At 62.8% G+C, this 21,238-nt stretch carries 23 protein-coding genes and 1 tRNA gene; 10 read left to right on the top strand and 14 right to left on the bottom strand.

From position 1 onward, the window contains the following. Nucleotides 1-119: 119 nt before the first annotated feature. Nucleotides 120-1,082 (top strand): LysR family transcriptional regulator, encoded by a 963-nt coding sequence (locus tag AWB77_RS12355; RefSeq protein ID WP_061134710.1) that lies wholly within the window; start codon nucleotides 120-122, stop codon nucleotides 1,080-1,082. Between the two features lie 350 nt (nucleotides 1,083-1,432). On the opposite strand, the gene AWB77_RS12350 is transcribed toward AWB77_RS12355, so the two are convergent. The 10 genes from AWB77_RS12350 to AWB77_RS12305 all read right to left on the bottom strand — a co-directional run bounded on the left by AWB77_RS12350 (nucleotide 1,433) and on the right by AWB77_RS12305 (nucleotide 8,976). Continuing rightward, nucleotides 1,433-1,855, bottom strand: a complete 423-nt coding sequence (locus tag AWB77_RS12350; RefSeq protein ID WP_061134709.1) for an ExbD/TolR family protein — start codon at nucleotides 1,853-1,855, stop codon at nucleotides 1,433-1,435. Between the two features lie 18 nt (nucleotides 1,856-1,873). Then, entirely contained in the window at nucleotides 1,874-2,620 is a 747-nt protein-coding gene (locus tag AWB77_RS12345; protein WP_061134708.1) for a MotA/TolQ/ExbB proton channel family protein, read from the bottom strand. Between the two features lie 29 nt (nucleotides 2,621-2,649). Next, the gene (locus tag AWB77_RS12340; protein WP_061134707.1) at nucleotides 2,650-3,384 is read right to left on the bottom strand and encodes an energy transducer TonB; all 735 of its coding nucleotides are present in this window, start codon (nucleotides 3,382-3,384) and stop codon (nucleotides 2,650-2,652) included. A gap of 106 nt (nucleotides 3,385-3,490) precedes the next feature. Then, nucleotides 3,491-3,679: a hypothetical protein gene (locus tag AWB77_RS12335; protein ID WP_061134706.1), complete on the bottom strand. Its 189-nt coding sequence runs from the start codon at nucleotides 3,677-3,679 to the stop codon at nucleotides 3,491-3,493. 10 nt (nucleotides 3,680-3,689) lie between these two features. Continuing rightward, the gene (locus tag AWB77_RS12330; RefSeq protein WP_061134705.1) at nucleotides 3,690-3,926 is read right to left on the bottom strand and encodes a (2Fe-2S)-binding protein; all 237 of its coding nucleotides are present in this window, start codon (nucleotides 3,924-3,926) and stop codon (nucleotides 3,690-3,692) included. A gap of 180 nt (nucleotides 3,927-4,106) precedes the next feature. Continuing rightward, nucleotides 4,107-4,988, bottom strand: coding sequence for a glutamate racemase (murI, locus tag AWB77_RS12325; protein WP_061134704.1), 882 nt, complete (start codon nucleotides 4,986-4,988; stop codon nucleotides 4,107-4,109). A 4-nt stretch (nucleotides 4,989-4,992) separates the two neighbouring features. Next, nucleotides 4,993-5,469 carry a bacterioferritin gene (bfr, locus tag AWB77_RS12320; RefSeq protein WP_008350427.1) on the bottom strand — a complete coding sequence of 159 codons (477 nt, stop codon included), beginning with the start codon at nucleotides 5,467-5,469 and terminating at the stop codon, nucleotides 4,993-4,995. Nucleotides 5,470-5,684: 215 nt separating this feature from the next. Beyond that, nucleotides 5,685-7,208: a fumarate hydratase gene (locus AWB77_RS12315; RefSeq protein ID WP_061134703.1), complete on the bottom strand. Its 1,524-nt coding sequence runs from the start codon at nucleotides 7,206-7,208 to the stop codon at nucleotides 5,685-5,687. Between the two features lie 50 nt (nucleotides 7,209-7,258). After that, complete coding sequence (locus AWB77_RS12310; protein WP_074168878.1) at nucleotides 7,259-7,843, bottom strand: TIGR00645 family protein; 585 nt, start codon at nucleotides 7,841-7,843, stop codon at nucleotides 7,259-7,261. A gap of 224 nt (nucleotides 7,844-8,067) precedes the next feature. Beyond that, entirely contained in the window at nucleotides 8,068-8,976 is a 909-nt protein-coding gene (locus tag AWB77_RS12305) for a DMT family transporter (protein WP_061134701.1), read from the bottom strand. Nucleotides 8,977-9,283: 307 nt separating this feature from the next. Between AWB77_RS12305 and acs the strand changes: the two genes are divergently transcribed. The 4 genes from acs to AWB77_RS12285 all read left to right on the top strand — a co-directional run bounded on the left by acs (nucleotide 9,284) and on the right by AWB77_RS12285 (nucleotide 13,824). Then, nucleotides 9,284-11,266 (top strand): acetate--CoA ligase, encoded by a 1,983-nt coding sequence (gene acs / locus AWB77_RS12300; RefSeq protein ID WP_061134700.1) that lies wholly within the window; start codon nucleotides 9,284-9,286, stop codon nucleotides 11,264-11,266. Nucleotides 11,267-11,343: 77 nt separating this feature from the next. After that, on the top strand, nucleotides 11,344-11,670 hold the full coding sequence (locus AWB77_RS12295; protein ID WP_063936506.1) for a DUF4212 domain-containing protein: 327 nt from the start codon (nucleotides 11,344-11,346) through the stop codon (nucleotides 11,668-11,670). Continuing rightward, nucleotides 11,667-13,691 carry a VC_2705 family sodium/solute symporter gene (locus tag AWB77_RS12290; RefSeq protein ID WP_061134698.1) on the top strand — a complete coding sequence of 675 codons (2,025 nt, stop codon included), beginning with the start codon at nucleotides 11,667-11,669 and terminating at the stop codon, nucleotides 13,689-13,691. Before AWB77_RS12295 ends, AWB77_RS12290 begins: the two co-directional genes overlap by 4 nt. A gap of 43 nt (nucleotides 13,692-13,734) precedes the next feature. Beyond that, nucleotides 13,735-13,824: transfer RNA gene (locus AWB77_RS12285), tRNA-Ser, on the top strand. A gap of 1,123 nt (nucleotides 13,825-14,947) precedes the next feature. Here AWB77_RS12285 and AWB77_RS12275 read toward each other — a convergent pair. Continuing rightward, on the bottom strand, nucleotides 14,948-15,886 hold the full coding sequence (locus tag AWB77_RS12275) for a CHAD domain-containing protein (RefSeq protein ID WP_244158525.1): 939 nt from the start codon (nucleotides 15,884-15,886) through the stop codon (nucleotides 14,948-14,950). A gap of 17 nt (nucleotides 15,887-15,903) precedes the next feature. Here AWB77_RS12275 and AWB77_RS35755 point away from each other — a divergent pair, with 17 nt between their 5' ends. Both AWB77_RS35755 and AWB77_RS12270 read left to right on the top strand, forming a co-directional pair. Then, nucleotides 15,904-16,095 (top strand): hypothetical protein, encoded by a 192-nt coding sequence (locus AWB77_RS35755; protein WP_157694802.1) that lies wholly within the window; start codon nucleotides 15,904-15,906, stop codon nucleotides 16,093-16,095. An 82-nt stretch (nucleotides 16,096-16,177) separates the two neighbouring features. Continuing rightward, the gene (locus AWB77_RS12270) at nucleotides 16,178-17,764 is read left to right on the top strand and encodes an inorganic phosphate transporter (RefSeq protein WP_061134696.1); all 1,587 of its coding nucleotides are present in this window, start codon (nucleotides 16,178-16,180) and stop codon (nucleotides 17,762-17,764) included. Between the two features lie 20 nt (nucleotides 17,765-17,784). Here the strand turns inward: AWB77_RS12270 and AWB77_RS12265 are convergent, their stop codons facing one another. Together AWB77_RS12265 and AWB77_RS12260 are read right to left on the bottom strand one after the other, a co-directional pair. After that, the gene (locus AWB77_RS12265; RefSeq protein WP_061134695.1) at nucleotides 17,785-18,288 is read right to left on the bottom strand and encodes a hypothetical protein; all 504 of its coding nucleotides are present in this window, start codon (nucleotides 18,286-18,288) and stop codon (nucleotides 17,785-17,787) included. 210 nt (nucleotides 18,289-18,498) lie between these two features. Next, the gene (locus AWB77_RS12260; protein ID WP_061134694.1) at nucleotides 18,499-18,774 is read right to left on the bottom strand and encodes a hypothetical protein; all 276 of its coding nucleotides are present in this window, start codon (nucleotides 18,772-18,774) and stop codon (nucleotides 18,499-18,501) included. Nucleotides 18,775-19,117: 343 nt separating this feature from the next. Here AWB77_RS12260 and AWB77_RS12255 point away from each other — a divergent pair, with 343 nt between their 5' ends. Together AWB77_RS12255 and AWB77_RS12250 are read left to right on the top strand one after the other, a co-directional pair. Beyond that, nucleotides 19,118-19,582, top strand: a complete 465-nt coding sequence (locus AWB77_RS12255; protein ID WP_244158524.1) for a hypothetical protein — start codon at nucleotides 19,118-19,120, stop codon at nucleotides 19,580-19,582. 437 nt (nucleotides 19,583-20,019) lie between these two features. Next, a complete protein-coding gene (locus AWB77_RS12250; RefSeq protein WP_244158523.1) occupies nucleotides 20,020-20,613 on the top strand; it encodes a DUF2968 domain-containing protein in 594 nt (197 codons plus the stop codon). A 61-nt stretch (nucleotides 20,614-20,674) separates the two neighbouring features. Here the strand turns inward: AWB77_RS12250 and AWB77_RS12245 are convergent, their stop codons facing one another. Continuing rightward, on the bottom strand, nucleotides 20,675-20,986 hold the full coding sequence (locus AWB77_RS12245) for a hypothetical protein (RefSeq protein WP_374728687.1): 312 nt from the start codon (nucleotides 20,984-20,986) through the stop codon (nucleotides 20,675-20,677). On the opposite strand from AWB77_RS12245, the gene AWB77_RS12240 reads away from it, so the two are divergent. Then, nucleotides 20,985-21,227, top strand: coding sequence for a hypothetical protein (locus AWB77_RS12240; protein WP_061134690.1), 243 nt, complete (start codon nucleotides 20,985-20,987; stop codon nucleotides 21,225-21,227). The genes AWB77_RS12245 and AWB77_RS12240 overlap by 2 nt on opposite strands. Nucleotides 21,228-21,238: the final 11 nt, after the last annotated feature.

Below are 21,238 nucleotides of genomic sequence, written 5' to 3'. Positions count from 1 at the left end.
TTTGAAACACAGGGCTATTATATGGGCCGCATTTCGCGGTAAAAGGCGTCGCGGCGCAATGGATTGTCCCGCTGGCGATAACGACCGCGTTCACTTCATCCCCGATCCGACGAGCGACCATGAAAGCCGACTCGCATGACCTGAACGATCTGATGTATTTCTCGCACGTCGTCGAGCACGGCGGGTTTTCGGCGGCGGAGCGCGTGCTGGGCATTTCGAAGTCGCGTTTGTCGCGGCGCGTGTCGGAACTTGAGGCATCGCTCGGCGTGCGTCTTTTGCAGCGATCGACGCGCAAGCTCGCACTGACCGAGGCCGGCCAGCTCTTCTATCAGCATTGTCAGGCGATGCTCGCCGAAGCGCAGGCGGCGGTCAACGTCGTGCAAAGCCTGCGCGATTCGCCGCGCGGCACGGTGCGCGTGAGCGTTCCGGTGACCATCGCGCAGACGTTTCTGTCGGCGGTCATGCCCGATTTCATGCATCGCTTTCCGGAAGTGCGGATCGTGTTGCGCGTGACGAACCGCGTCGTCGATCTGTTCGAGGATGCCGTCGATGTCGCTTTGCGCGTGCGCTCCGAGCCGCCCGCGAACTCGAACGTCGTCGCGCGCCCGCTGTGGCGCACGGAGCAGATGCTCGTCGCCGCGCCGTCGCTGCTGCGATCGAACGCGCCGCCGATGACGCCTGCCGAACTTGCCCAGTACGACACGATCGACACGCCATCGGCGGATGGCCGTCACGTCTACCGGCTGATCGCGCCCGACGGCTCGCGGCACGAATTCGAGCACGAGCCGCGCCTCGTCACGGCGGATTTGTCGATGATCCGCGAAGCCGTGATGCGCGGCGTCGGCATCGCGGCGCTTCCGGAGATGATGTACGGCGCGCCGCTGCGCACGGGGCAGCTATCGCCGGTGATGCCCGGCTGGACGTTTCCGTCGCCGCAACTCTACGCGGTGTTCTTGTCGCGGCAGGGCATGGTGCCCGCCGTGCGCGCGTTCGTCGATTTTCTCGTGGAGTCGATCGGCAGCGGTCAGCGCTTTCCCGGAGAATGTCCTGTTCACGAAGCGCCGGAACGGGAAACAGTTTGACCGCATCGGCGATTGTCATTGATTTATGACATTGAAGCGCGCGCTTGCGATGGACAGATTCAATTGATCGTCAAAAATTGTGGCGGTATATTGAAGTTCCCTTCGCTAAGGAGCTCCTTATGCGAAAACTGACGGCTGCTCTGATAGTTAGCCTGATAGGGTTGATTGCACTGTCCGTGTCGACCACGGCTGCTGCATGTGACGGGACTTCTGGTTCTGGCTACTCGAACCCGAAGTGACCGCCTCACCCGAATGCGCCGCGCGCGCACGAAAAAAGGCCTTCATCCGACGATGAAGGCCTTTTACTTTGTGCGCGCGGAAATAGGGCGCGTCCGTGCGTCGTCCGTGCGTTACTTGCCGCTCTTCGGCTCGGTGACGAAACCGATCTTCGTCAATCCGCCCGCCTGCGCCGCAGACATCAGATCGGCGACTTTCTCGTACGCGACCTGACGGTCCGCGCGCAGGTGAATCTCCGGCTGCGGATTCTGCTGCGCGGCCTGCGCGATACGCGCGTCGAGCGTGGCTTCGTCGATCGGCTGATCGTCCCACAGCGTCGTGCCGTCGGCCTTGATCGCGATGTTCACGTGCGCGGGCTTCTCGTCCTGCGGCTGGCTGCTCGCGTGCGGCAGATCGATCTTGACCGCGTGATGCATGGCCGGAATCGTGACGAGGAAAATGATCAGCAGAACCAGCATGACGTCGACGAGCGGCGTCATGTTGATCTCGCTCATCATGCCGTCGTCTTCGTCTCCGGCGAAAGGGCTCATGGCCATGATGCGACTCTCCCCGGCTTACGACGCGCGCGTCGCGAGACGCAGGCTGTCGCTCGACGCGTTCGTCGCGCGCTTGGTCGACGAAAGTTTCGTGCCCGTGACGAAGAACGCGTGCAGGCCGTGGGCGAAGCGGTTCAGCTTCGTGACGATGCCTTTGTTCGCCCGCGTCAGCGCGTTGTAGCCGAGCACCGCCGGAATGGCGACGAAGAGGCCGAACGCGGTCATGATGAGCGATTCGCCGACCGGGCCGGCGACCTGATCGATCGATGTCTGGCCCGTCGCGCCGATGGTCAGGAGCGCGTGATAGATCCCCCACACCGTGCCGAACAGCCCGACGAACGGCGACGTCGAACCGATCGACGCAAGCACCGCGAGACCCGCTTGCATGCGGCCGACGCCTTCGTCCATCACGTCCTTCAGGCAGCGCGTGATCCAGTCCGACACGTCCATGCGGTCGTGCAGATGCGGCTGCGTCTGGTGATGATGTTCGGCGGCTTCCTGACCGGCGAGCGCGAGCGCGAGAAACGGATTGTCCGCCGGGCTCGACGACTGGCTGCCGAGCTTCTTGATGCCGTCGTTGAAATCGTCGGAATGCCAGAACGCCTGTTCGGCGTTCTTGGTCAGGCGCTTCAGACGCACGACGTTCCATGCCTTCACGACGATCACCGTCCATGAAAGCACCGACATGATGACGAGCGCGAGCGCAATGCCCCGCGTCACGAAGTCGCCTTGCGCCCATACGTGCGCAATCCCGTAGTTTTCCATTTCTCGTTCCTTGTATCTAAAAAAACAGGCTAGTCGTTCAGGCTGAAGACGAACGGGACCGTGGCGGTCGCGCGAATCGCTTCGCCGTTTTCCTTGTAGGGGCTGCATGCGCTGCCGCGCACCGCGTCGAGCGCCGCGTCATCGAGGCGCGACGAGCCGCTGCTCTTTTGCAGCGTGACGTTTTCGATCTTGCCAGAGAGACCCACCGTCAGCCGGATCACCGCCGTGCCGGTTTCGCCGCGGCGCTTGGACATCGCCGGATAGTCCGGCTGGGCGATGTTGCAGCTCAAATGCGCGACGTTCTTCGGCGCGGCCAGATCCATGCTCGGTTTGCCGATGGCCGGCGCGGCCGGCGCTGGCTGAGGCGGCGCGGGCGGGGCCGGCGGCGTGGGTTCCGGCGCGGGCGCGGCGATTTGCGACGGCGCTTCGGTGACCGGCATCGGCGTGGGCTTCGGCTCGACTTTCGGCTTGACCTTCGGCTTGGGCTGCGGCTTCGGAACGGGCTGCGGCACCGGCTTGGGCGGCGGCGGCGTTTCGACCGCGACTGGCTGCGGCGCGGGCTGCGGCGTTTCGCTGATCAGTTGCGCGGTGATCGATTTGGCCTCGATCGGACGCGGCAGCGGCGCATTGCGCGTCGTCAGCGCGACGCCGAGCAGCGCGGCATGAATGACGACGACGGCGACGCACGCCGCGATGACGCGCGGATTCGTGTTCGATGCCGGCGCCGTCTGGAAAGCGGCGGGAGAAGTGGTCGGGGACTGCATTCTTATTGGCTGCTTGCGATGCTGCGTGAATGCCGGCCGGCGACGTTGCCATCCAGCTCGAGGTCCAACGACTGCACAGGCGCGGTGCGGAAGAAACCGGACGACATCATTTTCGAAAGATGAGCAGGAAGATAAACAGGGTGGCCACGAAGCAGATCAGCAATTCCATCTTTCCCTCCAGGGGTAAAGGGTTGCGCGGCTGGCTCGGAGTGACCGGAAGTTCGAAGGTAACCTGGCTTGCTGAAGGCGGTGAAACGGCCGGCTGCGCTCGGAAGCGCGAGGCCGGCATGGCCATGCGACTAGCGTCAGGCAGCCTGGCGCTCGTAGAACGTAAGCGGTGCGACCTGTTCGCGCTGCTCGACGCCGCAGCGAGAGGCGCACACGCCGCTTTTCGCGAGGACATCGCGAACGCTTTCTTCGCACTTGCCGCAACACAGCGCGACGCCGAGTTCGAATTGCAGTTCGTCGAAGGAATCGACGCCTTCGGCGATGGCAGTTCGGATCTTGCGGTCGGACACTGATTTGCAGACACAGACAATCATGATCTTCGCTTCGCAATAGTTAGCGTTAATGCGAATTATTATCATTCGGTATTGGCGCGTTTGCAAGCGGGGCTCAGTGTTTTTTGTAACAGACCACGAAAGTGAGCGAGTTTATTGCTTAGAGCCTTGCCTGGCGCGGGAAAGCGCGCAGTAGGACGCTGCGCGCGGCGAGAGAAACCCTCAGGCGATGTCGGGTTCAGCGAGACGTGTGCGACGCGAAGGGATGTCTACATGTTCGACTTTGGCGTCGAGCTGGAGCAGTGCCGCGGCGAGCTGGCGTTGCGATTCGCCGTCGGCGGTAGAGCAGAAGCGCGGCATCGACTCGGCTGCGCCGGCGGGATTTTTGAGCGCGTGCGCGTCGAGCAGACGATCGAGCTGCCGCGCAATGGCGACGCTCGTATCGACGATCTGCAGCCGCTCACCGGCGATGTCGCGGATCGCGCGGTCGAGAAACGGGTAGTGCGTGCAGCCGAGCACGAGGGTATCGGCGCCGGCATCGAGCATCGGCGCGATATAGCTTTCGAGCAGCGCCATCAGCGCCGGCGACGACGTGTCGCAGCGTTCGACCGCCTGAACCAGCCCGTGTCCCGGCTGGCAGATGAAGCGGCAGTCGCCCGCGTAACGGTCGAGCAGCGACTGGAAACGCGCGGAGCGCAGCGTGACGGCGGTCGCGAGCACGCCGACCACGCGCGACTTCGACGCCGCCGCCGCGGGCTTCACGCCCGGCTCCACGCCGACGAGCGGAATGGGCAGACGTTCGCGCACGAGGGCGATCGACTGCGCGGTGGCCGTGTTGCACGCGACGACGAGCGCCTTCGCGCCCTGTCCGACGAGCCATTCGCCAATCGCCATCGCGCGGTCGACGATGAAGTCGTCGTCGCGCTCGCCGTACGGCGCGTGCAGCGAATCGGCGACGTAGATCAGATGCTCGTGCGGCAGGCCCGCGCGCACGGCGCGCAGCACGGACAAGCCGCCGAGTCCGGAATCGAAAATGCCGACCGGCGCGCTCGCGGTCGACGCGGCAAGCTCGTTCGGCATCGGGAAGGGCGCTGCGGCAGACATGCGCTTATTCGTGGTCGCCCATCATGGTCTGCTGGTAGTTCTGGATGCCGACCTTGTCGATCAGATCCAGTTGCGTTTCCAGCCAGTCGATGTGCTCTTCGGTGTCATGCAGGATCTTTTCGAAGATTTCGCGCGAGACGAAATCACGTACCGATTCGCAATATGCGATGGCTTCCTTGCAGGTCGATTGGGAAATCTGCTCGAGCTTCAGATCGCATTCGAGAATTTCCTTGGTCTCTTCACCGATCAGCAACTTGTGCAGGTCTTGCAGGTTCGGCAGTCCGTCGAGCATGAATACGCGCTGAATGAGCCAGTCGGCATGCTTCATTTCACCGATGGATTCGTCGTACTCATGCTTGTTGAGTTTCTCGAGGCCCCAGTGCTGATACATCCGAGCGTGCAGGAAGTATTGATTGATCGCGGTCAGTTCGTTCTTGAGTTGCGCGTTCAGATATTCGATGACTTTGGCGTCGCCTTGCATAATTTCGTTTCCTGTTCGTAACGTGGGGCTTCTGGAAAGATAAACCTTGAGCGTGACAATGCCAAGGTTGAGTAGAAATTTTTTGTTTCAGACAAAACTGAGAATGAAAACTTTTCTCGACTGGCGGCTTATCAAAGAAAAAGCCGGGCGGCTTGCCCGGCTCTTGTCAGTCGATCACATCGATAAATCGACAATCATCCTTCGATAAGCAGCGATCAGGCCGTCGCGACCGGAATCTTGCCGATCTTCGCCTGCCATTCGGCGGGGCCCGTCTTGTGGACCGACGTGCCGCTCGAGTCCACAGCCACCGTGACCGGCATGTCCTGCACGTCGAATTCGTAAATCGCTTCCATGCCGAGGTCTTCGAACGCGAGGACCTTCGCTTCGCGGATCGCCTTCGACACGAGATACGCCGCGCCGCCGACCGCCATCAGATACGCGGCCTTGTGATTCTTGATCGCCTCGATCGCGACCGGGCCGCGCTCGGCCTTGCCGATCATTGAAATGAGGCCGGTCTGCGCGAGCATCATCTCGGTGAACTTGTCCATGCGCGTGGCCGTGGTCGGGCCTGCGGGACCGACCGCTTCGTCGCGCACCGGATCGACCGGGCCGACGTAATAGATCACGCGGTTCGTGAAGTCGACCGGCAGCTTTTCGCCCTTCGCGAGCATGTCGGCGATGCGCTTGTGCGCGGCATCGCGGCCCGTCAGCATCTTGCCCGACAAGAGCAGCGTCTGGCCCGGCTTCCACGATGCGACTTCTTCCGGCGTCAGCGTGTTCAGATCGACGCGCTTGCTCGTCTCCGTATTCGGCTGCCACGTGACCTTCGGCCAGGCGTCGAGCGGCGGCGCTTCGAGCTTCGCCGCGCCCGAACCGTCGAGCGTGAAGTGCGCGTGGCGCGTCGCCGCGCAGTTCGGAATGATCGCGACCGGCTTCGACGCCGCGTGCGTCGGCGCGGCCATGATCTTCACGTCGAGCACGGTGGAAAGACCGCCGAGACCTTGCGCGCCGATGCCGAGCGCGTTCACCTTCTCGTGCAGTTCCACGCGCAGTTCTTCGATCCAGTCCTGCGGTCCGCGCGCGATGACGTCCTGAATGTCGATGGGGTCCATCAGCGATTCCTTCGCCATGACCATCGCCTTTTCAGCCGTGCCGCCGATGCCGATGCCGAGCATGCCCGGCGGGCACCAGCCCGCGCCCATCGTCGGCACGGTCTTGATGATCCAGTCGACGATCGAATCCGACGGATTCAGCATCGCGAACTTCGACTTGTTTTCCGAGCCGCCGCCCTTGGCCGCGACCTGCACGTCGACCTTGTCGCCCGGCACGATCTCGTAATGGATCACGGCCGGCGTGTTGTCCTTCGTGTTCTTGCGGCCGCCTTCGGGCGGCGACACGATCGACGCGCGCAGCACGTTGTCCGGATTCAGATAACCGCGGCGCACGCCTTCGTTGATCATGTCGGTGACGCTCATCGTCGCACCGTCCCAGCGCACGTCCATGCCGACCTTCACGAACACCGTGACGATGCCCGTGTCCTGACAGATCGGGCGCTTGCCTTCCGCGCACATGCGGCTGTTGGTCAGGATCTGCGCGATCGCGTCCTTCGCGGCGGGGCTTTCTTCCAGCTCGTAGGCGCGGCCGAGCGCCTGGATGTAGTCGAGCGGATGGTAGTAGCTGATGTACTGCAGCGAATCAGCGATGCTCTGAATCAGGTCTTCCTGCTTGATGACGGTCATGGCTTCAGCTCTGGGGGACGAAATTATGTGCTGGCGTTCTGGGCGACGCTTCACTCGATTGCGTTACGGGGCGGCGAAAAGGATTCGTCGTGAAAATGGCGCGGATGCGTATGCGTGGTCAGCCGGTCGACATACGCCATGATGAGGGCGGAAACGAGGAACGCGACGTGAATGATCACCTGCCACAGCACGGTATGGAACGTGTGCTGGTCGGGATTGATGAAGGTTTTCAGCAGATGGATCGACGAGATGCTGATGAGCGCCATCGACAGCTTCACTTTCAGCACGCCCGCGTTGACATGATCGAGCCATTCCGGTTCGTCCGGATGACCCTCCACGCCGAGGCGCGACACGAAGGTCTCGTAGCCGCCCACGATCACCATGATGAGCAGGTTCGAGATCATCACCACGTCGATCAGGCCGAGCACGACGAGCATGATGTTGGTTTCGTCGAGCGTCATCGCGTGCGTGACGAGGTGCCACACTTCCTTCAGGAACAGCACGACGTAAACGGCTTGCGCGACGATCAGGCCCAGATACAGAGGCACCTGGAGCCATCGGCTCATGAAGATGACTTTCGGCAGCACTCTCATGGAGCGGGGCTGCGGGGGCGAAGCATGCTTGGGAGCGGACATGGGCGGCTTTTCAGTCGGAGCGGGTCGAACCGGAATGATGGCTGGCGATTATGACGAACCAAAACGTGCAAATCGCTTGCAAAAGCGCGTGCGGAGCGTTTGCGGAGTGTTGCAATACGCCGGCGAGCGCGCGCATCGGCGCATTCGCGGTGTCGGGAAGCCCGCTATTGTAGCGTGTCGTCGCGGCGACTTCCCAAAAGCTTTCGGAATCCGCTGAGCGTTTCCTAGGCGCCGGTTTCGCCCGGCACGGCGCGTGCGGCGCGCGCTTTCAGGCTCGCGAGCGCGATGCCCGTCACGACGCACGCAAGCGCGATGCCGTGCGCAAGCGTCGGCCGCTCGTCGAGGAACGCGATGCCGTAGAGCGCCGCCGCGACCGGCAGCACGGCGCAGAACACGCCCGCGAGACTGCCGTCGACATGGCGGATGCCTTTCATCCACAGCCAGAACGAGAAGATGCTCGCCGAGAGTCCATACCATAGGACGAGCGCCCACGTACTCCACGCGACGCCCGTCCACTCGAAGCCCGCGAGCGAACCCGCGCCGAGCGGCAGCATGAGCAGAAGGCCGATAGCGTGCGTGTACGCGCAGATGTCGATGGCGGGCAGCGTCTGCGTGAGACGGCGCGACAGGATCACGTAGAGCGATTCGCAGCACACCGCGCCGAGCACCATCAGATTGCCGGGCAGCGAGCTCGCGCCCGTATCGCCCGCGCTGCCCGTCTGCGCGACGTTGATGACGAGCACGCCTGCGATCGCAAGTCCGATCGATGCCAGCGCGCGAGCGCCCGGTTTCTCTTTCAGGAAGAGCCACGCGAAGATCGCGACGACCGCCGGAATCGTGCTCGTGATGACGCCCGCCGCGACCGCGCTCGTGCGCGCGACGCCGTTCAACATCAGCAAGGTGAAGCCGAACGTGCCGAAGAACGCCTGCAGGAAGAGATTGATCCATTCGCCGCGCGCGACGCGCTTCATCTTCGACCAGCGCAGAAGCGGCCAGAGCACCGCGAGCGCGATCACGAAGCGCAGCAGCGCGAGGAGCGGAACGGGCACATGCGCGACGATCGACTTGCCGATGCCGACATTGCTCCCGACGAGCAGCATGGCTGCGATCAAAAGAAAGGCGTAGCGATTCAAGCTGGATACCGCGCGGTTAGTTCAGTTACGATTGTGGGGACGCATTGTAGAAGCCGCGCGGACTCCGTGTATACCCCGTGCCTGTTGGCCCTGTTACGTAAGAAGCGGGTAAGTTGAGCGGCTTATCTTGAATTCAATGCGATGACATTCGTCCGCGCCCGCGCCGCGCGGTAGAAGGAGACAAGGTTCGATTCGGCCACGCCCGGACGTGTCCCGTTCTCGAGCCTCACCAACATGCGGTGCGCGCAGCCCAGTGCACGATGCGCGCGCCGCCGGATTTCAGAAACACCATCAGGAGAGGTTGTCGATGTCTGCGATCGAATCGGTTCTTCAGGAAAAACGTGTGTTCCCGCCGTCGGCCAAGGCGACCGCGGGTGCGGCAATCTCCGGCATGGACGCCTACAAGGCGCTTGTAGCGGAAGCGGAGCAGGACTACGAAGGCTTCTGGGCGCGCATCGCGCGCGAGACGCTCGGCTGGCACAAGCCGTTCACGAAGGTGCTGGACGAATCGAAGGCGCCTTTCTATACGTGGTTCGAGGACGGCGAACTGAACGCGTCGTACAACTGTCTGGACCGTCACGTCGAAGCGGGCCGGGGCAACGAGAACGCGATCATCTTCGAAGCCGACGACGGCACCGTCACCAACGTCACCTATCAGGATCTGCTCGAGCGCGTGTGCCGCCTCGCCAATGCGCTCAAGAAGCGCGGCGTGAAGAAGGGCGACCGCGTCGTGATCTATCTGCCGATGTCGGTGGAAGGCGTCGTTTCGATGCAGGCGTGCGTGCGCATCGGCGCGACGCATTCGGTCGTGTTCGGCGGCTTCTCGTCGAAGTCGCTGAATGAACGTCTCGTCGATGTCGGCGCGGTCGCGCTCATCACCGCCGACGAACAGATGCGCGGCGGTAAAGCGCTGCCGTTGAAGAGCATCGCCGACGAAGCCCTCGCGGCGGGCGGCTGCGAGAAGGTGAAGGACGTCATCGTGTATCGGCGCACGGGCGGCAAGGTCACATGGACCGAAGGCCGCGACGTGTGGCTGCACGAGATCGTCGGGAACGAAGCGGCGCAATGCGAGCCGGAATGGGTCGGCGCGGAGCATCCGCTTTTCATCCTGTACACGTCCGGCTCCACGGGCAAGCCCAAGGGCGTGCAGCACAGCACGGCGGGCATTCTGCTGTGGGCCGCGCAGACGATGAAGTGGACCTTCGACATGAAGCCGGGCGACATCTTCTGGTGCACGGCGGATATCGGCTGGATCACCGGGCACAGCTATATCGCGTACGGTCCGCTCGCGATCGGCGCGACGCAGGTCATGTTCGAAGGCGTGCCCACTTATCCGCACGCGGGCCGCTTCTGGGAGATGATCGCGCGCCACAAGGTCACGATCTTCTACACGGCGCCCACCGCGATCCGCTCGCTCATCAAGGCATCGGAGGCGGACGCGAAGGTGCATCCGAAGAGCTTCGATCTGTCGACGCTGCGCATTCTCGGCACGGTCGGCGAGCCGATCAATCCGGAAGCGTGGATGTGGTATCACGAGAACGTCGGCCGTGGCCAATGCCCGATCGTCGATACGTGGTGGCAGACGGAAACCGGCGGCCACATGATCACGCCGCTGCCGGGCGCGACGCCGCTCGTGCCGGGTTCCTGCACGCTGCCGCTGCCGGGCATCATGGCCGCGATCGTCGATGAAACCGGTCAGGACGTGCCGAACGGACAGGGCGGCATTCTGGTGGTGAAGCGTCCGTGGCCGTCGATGCTGCGCAACGTCTGGGGCGATCCGAAGCGGTATCAGACGAGCTACTTCCCCGAAGAACTCGGCGGCAAGCTGTATCTCGCGGGCGATGGCGCGGTGCGCGACAAGGAGACCGGCTACTTCACGATCATGGGCCGCATCGACGACGTGCTGAACGTCTCCGGTCACCGTCTCGGCACGATGGAAATCGAGTCGGCGCTGGTTGCCAATCCGATGGTCGCGGAAGCCGCGGTCGTCGGCCGCCCGGACGATACGACGGGGGAAGCCGTGGTCGCCTTCGTCGTGTTGAAGCGCGCGCGTCCGGAAGGCGATGAAGCGAAGCAGATCGCAACGGAACTGCGCAATTGGGTCGGCAAGGAAATCGGCCCGATCGCGAAGCCGAAGGACATCCGCTTCGGCGAGAACCTGCCGAAGACGCGGTCGGGCAAGATCATGCGGCGACTGTTGCGCTCGCTCGCGAAGGGCGAGGAAATCACGCAGGACGTCTCCACGCTGGAAAACCCCGCGATTCTCGACCAGCTCGGCGAAGCGCGGTAAGCCGCAAAGACCGCGGCCCGCAATGGGCGGCGGTCTTTCCTGATTGCCGGCGTCACGCGGTTTTGTTAAAAGACCGCATGTCCGATGCCTCCAGTTCCACGCCCGCCTCACCGCCGCCCGTATCGGCGGCGATGGCGCGCGCGCATCGCCGGTACTGGCGCTTCAATCTGGCGCTGATCGCGGTGCTGATGACGATCGGCTTCATCGTCTCGTTCGGCGTGCCGCTTTTCGCGCAACGCTTCGATCACGTGCGCGTCGCCGGGTTTCCGCTGCCGTTCTACTTCGGCGCGCAAGGCGCGATTCTCGTCTACGTCGCGCTGATCTTCGTCTACATCGTGCTGATGCAGTTCGCCGATGCGCGTCTCGCGCGGGCCGTGCGCGCCGAACAGGGCGACGCCGCATGAAGCTCACGAACCGGCTGATCCTTTCCTACACGCTCTACACGCTCGGCTTCCTGCTGTTCATCTTTCTCATGGAGCGCATCGAGCGCACGACCGGACCGGGCACGTGGATCGGCTATGTTTTCCTGTTCGTGCCGATCGCGGTGTACGCGGTCATCGGTTTGCTGTCGCGCACGTCGGATCTCGTCGAATACTACGTGGCGGGGCGGCGCGTGCCGTCGGCGTTCAACGGCATGGCCACGGCGGCGGACTGGCTCTCGGCGGCATCGTTCATCGGTCTCGCGGGCTCGATCTACGCGAGCGGCTACGACGGCCTCGCCTATGTGATGGGCTGGACCGGCGGCTATTGCCTCGTCGCGTTCCTGCTCGCGCCGTACGTGCGCAAGCTCGCGCGCTACACGATTCCCGATTTTCTCGGCACGCGATTTTCGAGCAACACCGTGCGCGCGCTCGCGGCGATCGCGGCGATCCTGTGTTCGTTCGTTTATCTCGTCGCGCAGATTCAGGGCATCGGACTGATCGCGTCGAGGTTCATCGGCATCGAGTTTTCCATCGGCATCTTTTGCGGACTCGCGGGCATTCTCGTGTGCTCGTTTCTCGGCGGCATGCGCGCGGTGACGTGGACGCAGGTCGCGCAATACATCATCCTCATCAGCGCGATGCTGATTCCCGTATCGATGATCGCGCATCGCGAGGGGCTCGGCTGGTTTCCGCAATTCAACTACGGCCGTGTGATGGAACGCGTCGAGACGCTCGAGCGCGCGGTCGCTGTTTCGCCCGATGAAGCCCGCGTGCGCGCCGACTATCAGCGGCAGGCGGCGCGGATGCAGCAACGCATCGATGCGCTGCCGCGGTCGTTCCATGACGAGCGCGCGCGCCTTGTCGGAGAAATCGCGGAGTTGCGGCGGCATAACGGCCCGCTGCGCGAGATCAACGAGCGCGAGCGCGACCTTGCGTCCTTTCCGCGCGATCCCGCCGATGCGCAGGCGAAATGGTCGCGTGAGCGCGATGCACTGATCGATCGCATCGCCGCGCCCGTGCCGATGACCGAGCCGTTCGCGCCCGGCTCGTCCACCGACGAGAGCGCGCGCGTGCATCGGATCAACTTTCTGTCGCTGCTGCTGTGTCTGTCGATCGGCACGGCGAGCCTGCCGCACATCCTCACGCGCTACAACACGACGACGTCGGTGTCGTCGGCGCGGCGCTCGGTCGGCTGGACGCTCTTTTTCGTCGCGCTGTTCTATCTGACGGTGCCGGTGCTCGCGGTGCTCATCAAGCACGAGATTCTCACGGGGCTGGTCGGTCACCGGTTTGCCGATCTGCCGCAATGGGTGACGCAGTGGCGGCGCGTGGAGCCGTATCTGATCCGCATCAGCGACGTGAACGGCGATGGCATCGTGCGCTGGGCGGGCATCCAGATGCAGCCGGACATGGTCGTGCTGGCGGCGCCGGAGATCGCGGGATTGCCGTACGTGATTTCCGGGCTGATCGCCGCGGGCGCGCTGGCGGCGGCTTTGTCGACGGCCGACGGGCTGTTGCTGACGATCGCCAATGCGCTGTCGCACGACGTGTACTACTGCATGGTCGACAAGCGCGCGACCAGTCAGCGGCGCGTGACGATCTCGAAGATTCTGCTGCTTGGGGTGGCGTTGCTCGCGTCGTATGTGGCGTCGCTCAATGCGGGCAATATTTTGTTTCTCGTGGGGGCGGCGTTTTCGCTGGCGGCGTCGAGTCTCTTTCCGGCGCTCGTGCTCGGCGTGTTCTGGAAGCGCACGACGCAGCGGGGCGTGGTCGCGGGCATGATCGCGGGGCTCGTCGTGTGCGTGTATTACATTGTGTCGACGTATCCGTTTTTCGTGCAGCTAACGGGCTTTGCGGGCGCGCGCTGGTTCGGCATCGAGCCGATCAGTTCAGGCGTATTCGGCGTGCCGGCAGGTTTCGCGGTGGCGATCGCAGTGAGTCTTCTGGATCGCAAGCCGGATGAATACACCCGTGCGCTCGTCGATTACATTCGTCATCCATAGGGGCTGGCGCAGGCGCGGGAACTTGGTATAATCGCGGTCTTCCGGAGAGATGGATGAGTGGTTTAAGTCGCACGCCTGGAAAGCGTGTATAGGGTAAAACCTATCGGGGGTTCGAATCCCCCTCTCTCCGCCAGACTTCCAAGCCCTTGATCATCAAGGGCTTTTCTATTTCTGCGCTGCGTTTCTCAAGCGTGCAGTTCAGAAGCCAGCTTCGTCAAATCAAACGATAAACGCAACAGGACGCCGTTTCGCGATTCCCACGTTCCGAGTCGAATCGGCGAATAGTTTCGTCATTCTCCTGGCGACAACGCGATCGTCGGAAAAATTCGGATGACTGAATGGAGGTTGACCGCGCCCGATCGATGAAACGAACCAAGCGGGAGGAGATGTCGTAAGAGTAATGAGTGCCGGCATGACTGCGCCTCTAATAATGCTCGATCAACTCTCGCACATGGCAGGGCGCAGCGGCCAAACAACCCACCTCTTACGACATCCAGAAGGATAGTCGATGCGCGCGGGAAAGAAATCGGAATAGTCGCGTAATCACCGGCGTACTGGCTTTCGGGCGAATGCTGCAATCGGATCGTCGTCCGCTGGGGTCACGGCGGGCGCGACTGGCGCCTTCCTGTTTTCCCGCGATACGGCCGACTTCGACTTCGCCCGCGCGGTCTCTGCGCTCGGCATCCACTGTTCGGTGTAATGCGCACTGACGAGCGTGGCGCTGGAGAAGAGCGCGATGCCGACTGTCACCATAAGGACGTTCAATTCTCGCATATAGGAGTTTGATCTTGAACTGTTCGACTTGACGTAACGATCGCTCTGCGCGCCGGCCTTAAGCGACCGGAACCGTACAGCCTCGCAGAGACGAAAGCCACGCATTTAAGCCGCTCCGACGATAAAAAACGCTCGGACAAGTCCTATTACCTCGCCGCACGACGATCCTTTACTTTCGAAAGGCGCCGGCGATCAGTCGCGCGATTCCGCGCCAGAATGGGCACCGGCAGTTCGGCGCGACGATCCGCGATGCATCGATGTCGCGCTGCCAGGTTGCGCTTTCCTGGTCGTCGCGCGCGCGTGTTACGAGTGTCCCGAAGTACATGGCAGAACCCCTTTCCCGGTATCGATGACGGACGGCGTCGTCTTGTGCGACAGCCATGCGTTCAGGATGCCGACGTTTCATCGGCGGTAAAGCCCGGCTGAAGCGGGAAGCGCAGCCACGCGGGGAGATGGGCGAAAGGAGGGTGCTTGACCGCGCCTCAGGCGCAATGCGGCAGCGAGCGCAGGCGCTTGACCGCCGCGCGCGACTCGTCGCGGGCGGCTTTGCTGAGCCAGCGCGCCGCTTCGTGGAGAGCCGTCTTGTCGCCGAGGCCCGGCGCGACGCGCCGCAGCAGGGCTTCGCTCGCCAGGACGTCGTGCAGCGGCACGAGCGCGGCCTGGGCGGCGAGCAGATGCGCCATCGAACGGCGCTGTCCGCGCTCGAGCACCGGCGCGAACAATTCCAGCAGACATTGCAGCCGCGTTGCCGCTTCCTCGATGCCATGCAGGGCTTTCGCATCGACACGCTTCATCCTGGCCGCGCGATATTCACGCTTGCCGAGCAGATCGTCGGCGAGCGAGACGCGCTGGCGTGCGAACGCTTCGAGCGTGCGGTCTTCGGCGCGCGCTTCCAGACGTCGACGCGCATCGGCGAGCGCGCGACGCAGCAACACATCGACGTGAGCCTTGCGCAGCGTCACGCAACTCGTGGCCGACGCCTCGCGCCGTTCCTGCCGCAACGTACGGACGACGGGCTCGATGCGCTGGCGGCGATCGCCGGCGTGCGCAAGGAGATCGCACGCGGCGTCGAGTTCATGCGGCTCGCCGGCGACGTCAGCGAGACGTTTGAAGCGCTTGCGCACGACGCGCGCTTCCTTTTCGTCGAGCAGCGGCTCGAAGGCCCACCACAGCGCGCGCAGCCGACGAAGCGTCGAGCGCAGTCCCTCGAGCAATTCAGCGTCGGCGCGTTCGGCCATTAGTTCGGTGTGCCGAAAGGCCTCGCGCGCGAGCGGCGCGCTCAGCATGACGAATGCATCGGCGACGGGCTGATCGCGAAGCGCGAACGGATCGGCAGGGCGCGCTCGCGCGGTAGCGGCATGCGGGCCGGGCGCACCGCTCTGGTTCTTGCGGACCGGTGCTGGATCGAAGTTCAGTGTCATCGTCTCGGAATGTGCACTTGTATCGCACGACGTTTCTTTATTGTTCGCGTGTGCGCCGGTCATCCCCGCCGGTGGGTCATTGCGTGATGCTGGCCGAAAACTTAGAGATGCGGAATGTCACCGGTGTGACAGCGCCGGGAATTCCGGATGAAATCGATCTCGTGCCCGTCGCGCACGTGGATGCTGCGCATGGCGAAAGTTTTACGTGAACTGTTGACACAAAAGATTCACAGTCGGAAGCGTCGACGAATCGTATGCTTTGCTCCGCCACGGCAAACGCGCGAGGCGATCATGCCCGACATCGCATTTCCCCAGCAAGGCGGCGTCAGCGAACGCACGCGCCGCACCAGTCTCCTCGTTTTCCTGCTCATACTCATCGGCGGCGTCGGCTACGTCGGGCTGCATCTGGCGAACGATCTCGAATCCGTCCGGATGAGTTCAGTTCTCCCTTACTTCCTGCTCGGCGTCGCGCTTCTGATCGCGCTCGGTTTCGAGTTCGTCAATGGCTTTCACGATACCGCCAACGCGGTCGCGACCGTCATCTATACGCACTCCTTGACGCCGAATGTCGCGGTCGTCTGGTCGGGCACGTGGAATTTCATCGGTGTGCTGGTGTCTAGCGGCGCGGTCGCGTTCGGCATCCTGCAGTTGCTGCCTGTCGAACTGATTCTCCAGGTCGGCAGCAGCGCGGGCTTCGCAATGGTCTTCGCGCTGCTCATCGCGGCGATCATCTGGAATCTCGCGACGTGGTACTTCGGCTTGCCCTCGTCGAGTTCGCATACGCTGATCGGCTCGATCCTCGGCGTGGGGCTCATGAATCAGCTCTTGCGCGGACCGAACGGCACGAGCGGCGTCGACTGGTCGCAGGCCGCGGGCGTCGGCAAGTCGCTGCTGTTTTCGCCGATCGTCGGCTTCATCTGCGCGGGGCTGCTGCTGCTTCTGCTCAAGGCGCTCGTGCGCGTGCCGGCGCTCTACAAGGAGCCGAAGAAGAATCATCCGCCGCCGTTCTGGATTCGCGCGCTGCTGATTTTGACGTGCACGGGCGTGTCGTTCGCGCACGGTTCGAACGACGGCCAGAAGGGCATGGGCCTCATCATGCTGATCCTGATCGGCACGGTGCCCACGGCTTACGCGCTCAACAAGGCGGTGAATCCCGCCGAAACGCAGAACTTCGTCGCCGTGGCGCACGAGGCATCGGCGACATTCGCGAAGTATCTGAACGGCGCGCCGCCTTCATCCGATGCGCGCGAGGACGTGCAATCGTATGTCCGCACGCGCCAGCTTTCGCCCGCGACGCTGCCCGCGCTCAGGCAACTAACCGATATCATCGCGAATCAGGTCGGCGCGTCGGGATCGCTTGCAGCGGTGCCGCAGAATATCGTCGATAACGTGCGCAACAACATGTATCTCGCGTCCGAAGCGATCCGCCTGATGGAGAAGGCGAACACGCCCGCGTTCGTGCCTGCGGACCGCGCCGTGATCGACAACTACAAGAAGCAGCTCGACCACGCGACGAAATTCATTCCGACGTGGGTGAAAGTCGCGGTGGCGATCGCGCTCGGACTCGGCACGATGGTCGGCTGGAAGCGCATCGTCGTCACGGTGGGCGAGAAGATCGGCAAGCAGCATCTGACGTACGGGCAGGGCGCGTCGGCCGAACTGGTCGCAATGCTGACGATCGGCGCGGCGGATGCCTACGGCCTGCCGGTCTCGACGACGCACGTGCTGTCTTCAGGCGTCGCCGGGACCATGGCGGCCAACGGCTCGGGGCTGCAGTGGAGCACGGTGCGCAGCCTCGTGCTCGCGTGGGTGCTGACGCTGCCGGCGTCGATCGCGCTCGCGGCCGGCCTTTACTGGGTGTTCAGGAATCTCTTCTGAGTCCGCTGATTTCGCCGCGTTCAGGTGTTCGCCGGGCGGCCGGTCTTGACCGTCTCGAGCGCCTTGATCGCTTCGACGAGGCGTTTCTCCGGCGCGGCGTCGAGCATCGCGAGTGCGGCGCGCAGCAGTTCGCTCTTCTTCACGCGCACGCCGTTTTTTTGGCACTTGTCCTTCAGCGCGGCGATTTTTGCATAGTCCGACTTGGGCATCGTGAAGCTGTCGCGCACGACCTTTTCTTTCTTCACGCGCTTGGCCTTCGCGTCGGTTTTCGGCTGGCTCTCGACTGCCGTCTTCGCGACCTTCTTCACCGCGGGCGTCTTTGCGGCGGGCTTCTTCGTCGAAGGGTTCGACGTTGTTTCCGGGGCGGCTGCCTTCGCACGAGTTTCCGGCGTCGCGGCTGCCTTCGCCTGCGTCTTCGTTCTGGTTTTGCCTTTGGGCTTCTCGGCGTCGGGCGCCTTGTCGTCGGCGCTCTTGGGGAAGTGGAATGCCTTCTTGGTCGGCGCCTTGACTTGCGGTGTGCTCATCCGTTTTCTCCTCGCATAGGTGGAGAAAACAGTATATACGGTTTATCGCGGGCGCCTTTCGTCGACGTTCGTGGAAACGCATGACACTTCAACGCGATAGGCGCGCGAGCCCCGGGACTTATCTACACCCTTGTCCACCGAAACAGTGCATAAGCGAGCAACGGGCGCCGGCCAGATGGCCGGCGTCGTGGACGAAACACGCGTAGCACGCTATTGCTTGATCGTTCCGGTCGATTGCGAGCCCTGCGCCTGACCCGGCGACATGCCTTGCTCGCGCTGTTGCATCAGCGTGCCGCTGCCGGACGTGCCGGACTGCACGCCACCTTGCGATGCATCGCCCGTGCGCGGGGCGGGCATCGTCTCATTCTTGCCAGGCTGCATTTGCTGCTGGCGCTGCATCATCTGCTCGCGCGAGATTTCCTGCGAGAGCGCGGCGGTGCTGGCAAGCGCGACAAGCGCGCCAGCGATCACGGTGGTGAACTTCATGTTCGTCTCCTTTTCGGCCGGCGCGGCGCGCCGCTTACAGATTTGTCAGCATCGAACGTGCCGCGGAGATACGCGACTAGGACTGTCCTTATTTATGTCTCAAGCGACGATAAATGACAGATAAACGGATAGGATTTTCAGCAGGCGATCAGGCTTCGGTCTATTACAATTCGCGATCCAGACAATCTCGAAGCGCCTGAATTCGACTCAAAAGTCTGCACGCACGGAGTATGTCATGTCGATCAAACTGAACGAATTACTGGATTGGCGCGATCAGTTGCGCGATCAATCAGGCGAAGAAGCGCGCATGCTGAACGCATTGATTACGCGCCGTGAAACGGAGATGCGCACGCGCATCGCGGATTTGATCGCGTCGGTCAGTCAGCGTGAGAACTGGAAACTGCAACGGTGCGCGGCCATTGCGCGACGTGTCGAACAAGCGTCGGTTTACTATCTCGAGGCGGTTCAGGATTTCCCCCAGGGTCGCGACGATGGGCAGCAACCGGCCGACACGCCCGCCGTGCTGGCCGAGTTCTTCGTGGATAACCGGCATGCGCCTGAAGGGCGGCGCGCGCCGCAACTGCCGGCGGTCGTGGCCTTCGCCGCGCCCGACCTGCCGGTGCACATCGCCCAACTGCATGGCGCAATGCGCACGCTCGAATCGCGTGTCGCCAGCACGCCCGGCATCACATGTGGATTGCAAGGCATTCGCATCATGCGCATGGTCGCGCTAATGTCGAAAGCGCGTTCGGCACAGATCGCGAAAATGCGAAAAAGTGGTACGCAGGCATTTTATCGCCATTCATAATCATTCGATAATTTCACTCAGCGACGTCTGATTTTTATTGCATTCCATTTTTGTACCAAAGTTCTCGTAGAATCCGCGCCGCGCATCTGCGCCTTTCGCGCATCGTTTGAATCGTCGGATGTCTCGCCTATACTTGGGTTCGACGGCTTATTCCAGCGATAACCAAGGAACGTCCTTAGTCATGCGGGGAAACTTCGGCATTCGGGACATTCGAATAACACGCGTGGCGGCCCGTTCTTCGCCCGCGTCAACGTAACACCGCTGATCCGAATTGAAGGATCGGCCAGGGAGCCATCGTGAAAAGCCTGCTGAGCAGAAGAGGGAGCTTGCTCGACAATGCACCATCGTTTCTCGTGCGTCAGAGAGCGAATCATCCAGTCCAGTTTCCCGCGCCCGAACTTCGCGCCGAAGACGTGCCCGGAGACAACGACCTCCCAGTGACTCAACCTTCGACGCGCGTGACACCGCTGCGGCCCGCCGTCGTGGCCACGCAGCCTCCCGGCAAGAGTTTGCAGGCAGCGCAACTGGCGGAAGTCGAATGGCTTTCGCAGCAAGGCTCGCTCACGCGCTTTCGCACGTTCGAGAGCTTCGGGTATTCCGCAGGACTTTTGTTCTATCCGCGCGATCTCATCTACTACGCCGTGCTTTATCACGAGGACGCGATCTGGCGCGTGCTCAAGGCCGGCGATATCGATTCAGCCGAGCCGGCGTTCCGTCATTTCGTCGAACAGGCAATGCGTCTTGCCGACGCGGAAATGCGCCGCGCGCACCTCGAAGCGCAGAACGAGCAGTTCACGCGTCTCATTGCGGAATCGGAAGCGCAGATCGAACGGGTGCGTGTCGATTTGCAGCGCGGCAGTGCACACGATCAGGAAGTCGCGCTCAAGCAGCAACAGGTCCGCAAGGAACTCGCGCAACTGGAAGGCCGCCGCGTCGCCGCGCAGGCGCAATTAACCAAAATGCAGCGCCAGCTCCATCAACTCAATTCGACGGTCAACGAAAGCGTGCCGCACTTGCCGGGCGCGCGCTGAGCAGACGCTCATTCGTCCGAAGAAAACTTCCCGATCTCGCGTAGAATCGCCCCTTCGGCAGCTAGTCGATTTTTTCGGCATACTCCGCACCGAACTTCGCAATATAAGTGCTTAGCCCGCGTCCGGCGCGGGCAAGCTGCTTCATTTCCTCGACGCGCGTGCGACCGGGCACGCGATAGTCATACAAGTATGTTCCGCCGCTGACGAAGCGCACTTTGATGCCGTCGCGCAGGATGTCGAATGCTTCGACGCCCGAATTGCCGGCGAGATTTCGATAGGGTTGCATGGTGGCTTCAGACTCGACTTCGCGCAAACGATTGCGCGCTCGCAAGAGGCCTAAAGTTTCGTCGGCCGGGACCGTTAAGGGTGTCATGGATAAAGATCAATTTCCGTCTCTCGACTCGGACGACCCGCACTTTCAGCACGCTCGCGCGCTGAGCCTCTCGGTCGGTGCGATCCGCCGTGCGCAAGGCAAGTGCAGCCCGAACGACTTCCCGGTCGGCTCGCTCGAATGGCACTTCGCCATCGAGGACTTCGCGGGCGACGTCCTGCGCGCGCTGATGGACGAAACCGAGGGCGCCGACATTCAGGTCGGAGAGCGTCCGCGCGACTGAGCGAGCGCACG

The organism is Caballeronia fortuita (genome assembly GCF_001544835.2).
GTDB lineage: Bacteria > Pseudomonadota > Gammaproteobacteria > Burkholderiales > Burkholderiaceae > Caballeronia > Caballeronia fortuita.
Note: the sequence above shows the minus strand (reverse complement) of the source record. Positions and strands in the feature narration are given on the sequence as shown.

Bases quoted from the DNA above. Each gene is read 5' to 3' on its own strand.
- AWB77_RS12355 (WP_061134710.1), top strand. From the start codon at position 120: ATGAAAGCCGACTCGCATGACCTGAACGATCTGATGTATTTCTCGCAC.
- AWB77_RS12350 (WP_061134709.1), bottom strand. From the start codon at position 1,855: ATGGCCATGAGCCCTTTCGCCGGAGACGAAGACGACGGCATGATGAGC.
- AWB77_RS12345 (WP_061134708.1), bottom strand. From the start codon at position 2,620: ATGGAAAACTACGGGATTGCGCACGTATGGGCGCAAGGCGACTTCGTG.
- AWB77_RS12340 (WP_061134707.1), bottom strand. From the start codon at position 3,384: ATGCAGTCCCCGACCACTTCTCCCGCCGCTTTCCAGACGGCGCCGGCA.
- AWB77_RS12335 (WP_061134706.1), bottom strand. From the start codon at position 3,679: ATGGCCATGCCGGCCTCGCGCTTCCGAGCGCAGCCGGCCGTTTCACCG.
- AWB77_RS12330 (WP_061134705.1), bottom strand. From the start codon at position 3,926: ATGATTGTCTGTGTCTGCAAATCAGTGTCCGACCGCAAGATCCGAACT.
- murI (WP_061134704.1), bottom strand. From the start codon at position 4,988: ATGTCTGCCGCAGCGCCCTTCCCGATGCCGAACGAGCTTGCCGCGTCG.
- bfr (WP_008350427.1), bottom strand. From the start codon at position 5,469: ATGCAAGGCGACGCCAAAGTCATCGAATATCTGAACGCGCAACTCAAG.
- AWB77_RS12315 (WP_061134703.1), bottom strand. From the start codon at position 7,208: ATGACCGTCATCAAGCAGGAAGACCTGATTCAGAGCATCGCTGATTCG.
- AWB77_RS12310 (WP_074168878.1), bottom strand. From the start codon at position 7,843: ATGTCCGCTCCCAAGCATGCTTCGCCCCCGCAGCCCCGCTCCATGAGA.
- acs (WP_061134700.1), top strand. From the start codon at position 9,284: ATGTCTGCGATCGAATCGGTTCTTCAGGAAAAACGTGTGTTCCCGCCG.
- AWB77_RS12295 (WP_063936506.1), top strand. From the start codon at position 11,344: ATGTCCGATGCCTCCAGTTCCACGCCCGCCTCACCGCCGCCCGTATCG.
- AWB77_RS12290 (WP_061134698.1), top strand. From the start codon at position 11,667: ATGAAGCTCACGAACCGGCTGATCCTTTCCTACACGCTCTACACGCTC.
- AWB77_RS12275 (WP_244158525.1), bottom strand. From the start codon at position 15,886: ATGACACTGAACTTCGATCCAGCACCGGTCCGCAAGAACCAGAGCGGT.
- AWB77_RS12270 (WP_061134696.1), top strand. From the start codon at position 16,178: ATGCCCGACATCGCATTTCCCCAGCAAGGCGGCGTCAGCGAACGCACG.
- AWB77_RS12265 (WP_061134695.1), bottom strand. From the start codon at position 18,288: ATGAGCACACCGCAAGTCAAGGCGCCGACCAAGAAGGCATTCCACTTC.
- AWB77_RS12260 (WP_061134694.1), bottom strand. From the start codon at position 18,774: ATGAAGTTCACCACCGTGATCGCTGGCGCGCTTGTCGCGCTTGCCAGC.
- AWB77_RS12255 (WP_244158524.1), top strand. From the start codon at position 19,118: ATGCGCACGCGCATCGCGGATTTGATCGCGTCGGTCAGTCAGCGTGAG.
- AWB77_RS12240 (WP_061134690.1), top strand. From the start codon at position 20,985: ATGGATAAAGATCAATTTCCGTCTCTCGACTCGGACGACCCGCACTTT.
- AWB77_RS12245 (WP_374728687.1), bottom strand. From the start codon at position 20,986: ATGACACCCTTAACGGTCCCGGCCGACGAAACTTTAGGCCTCTTGCGA.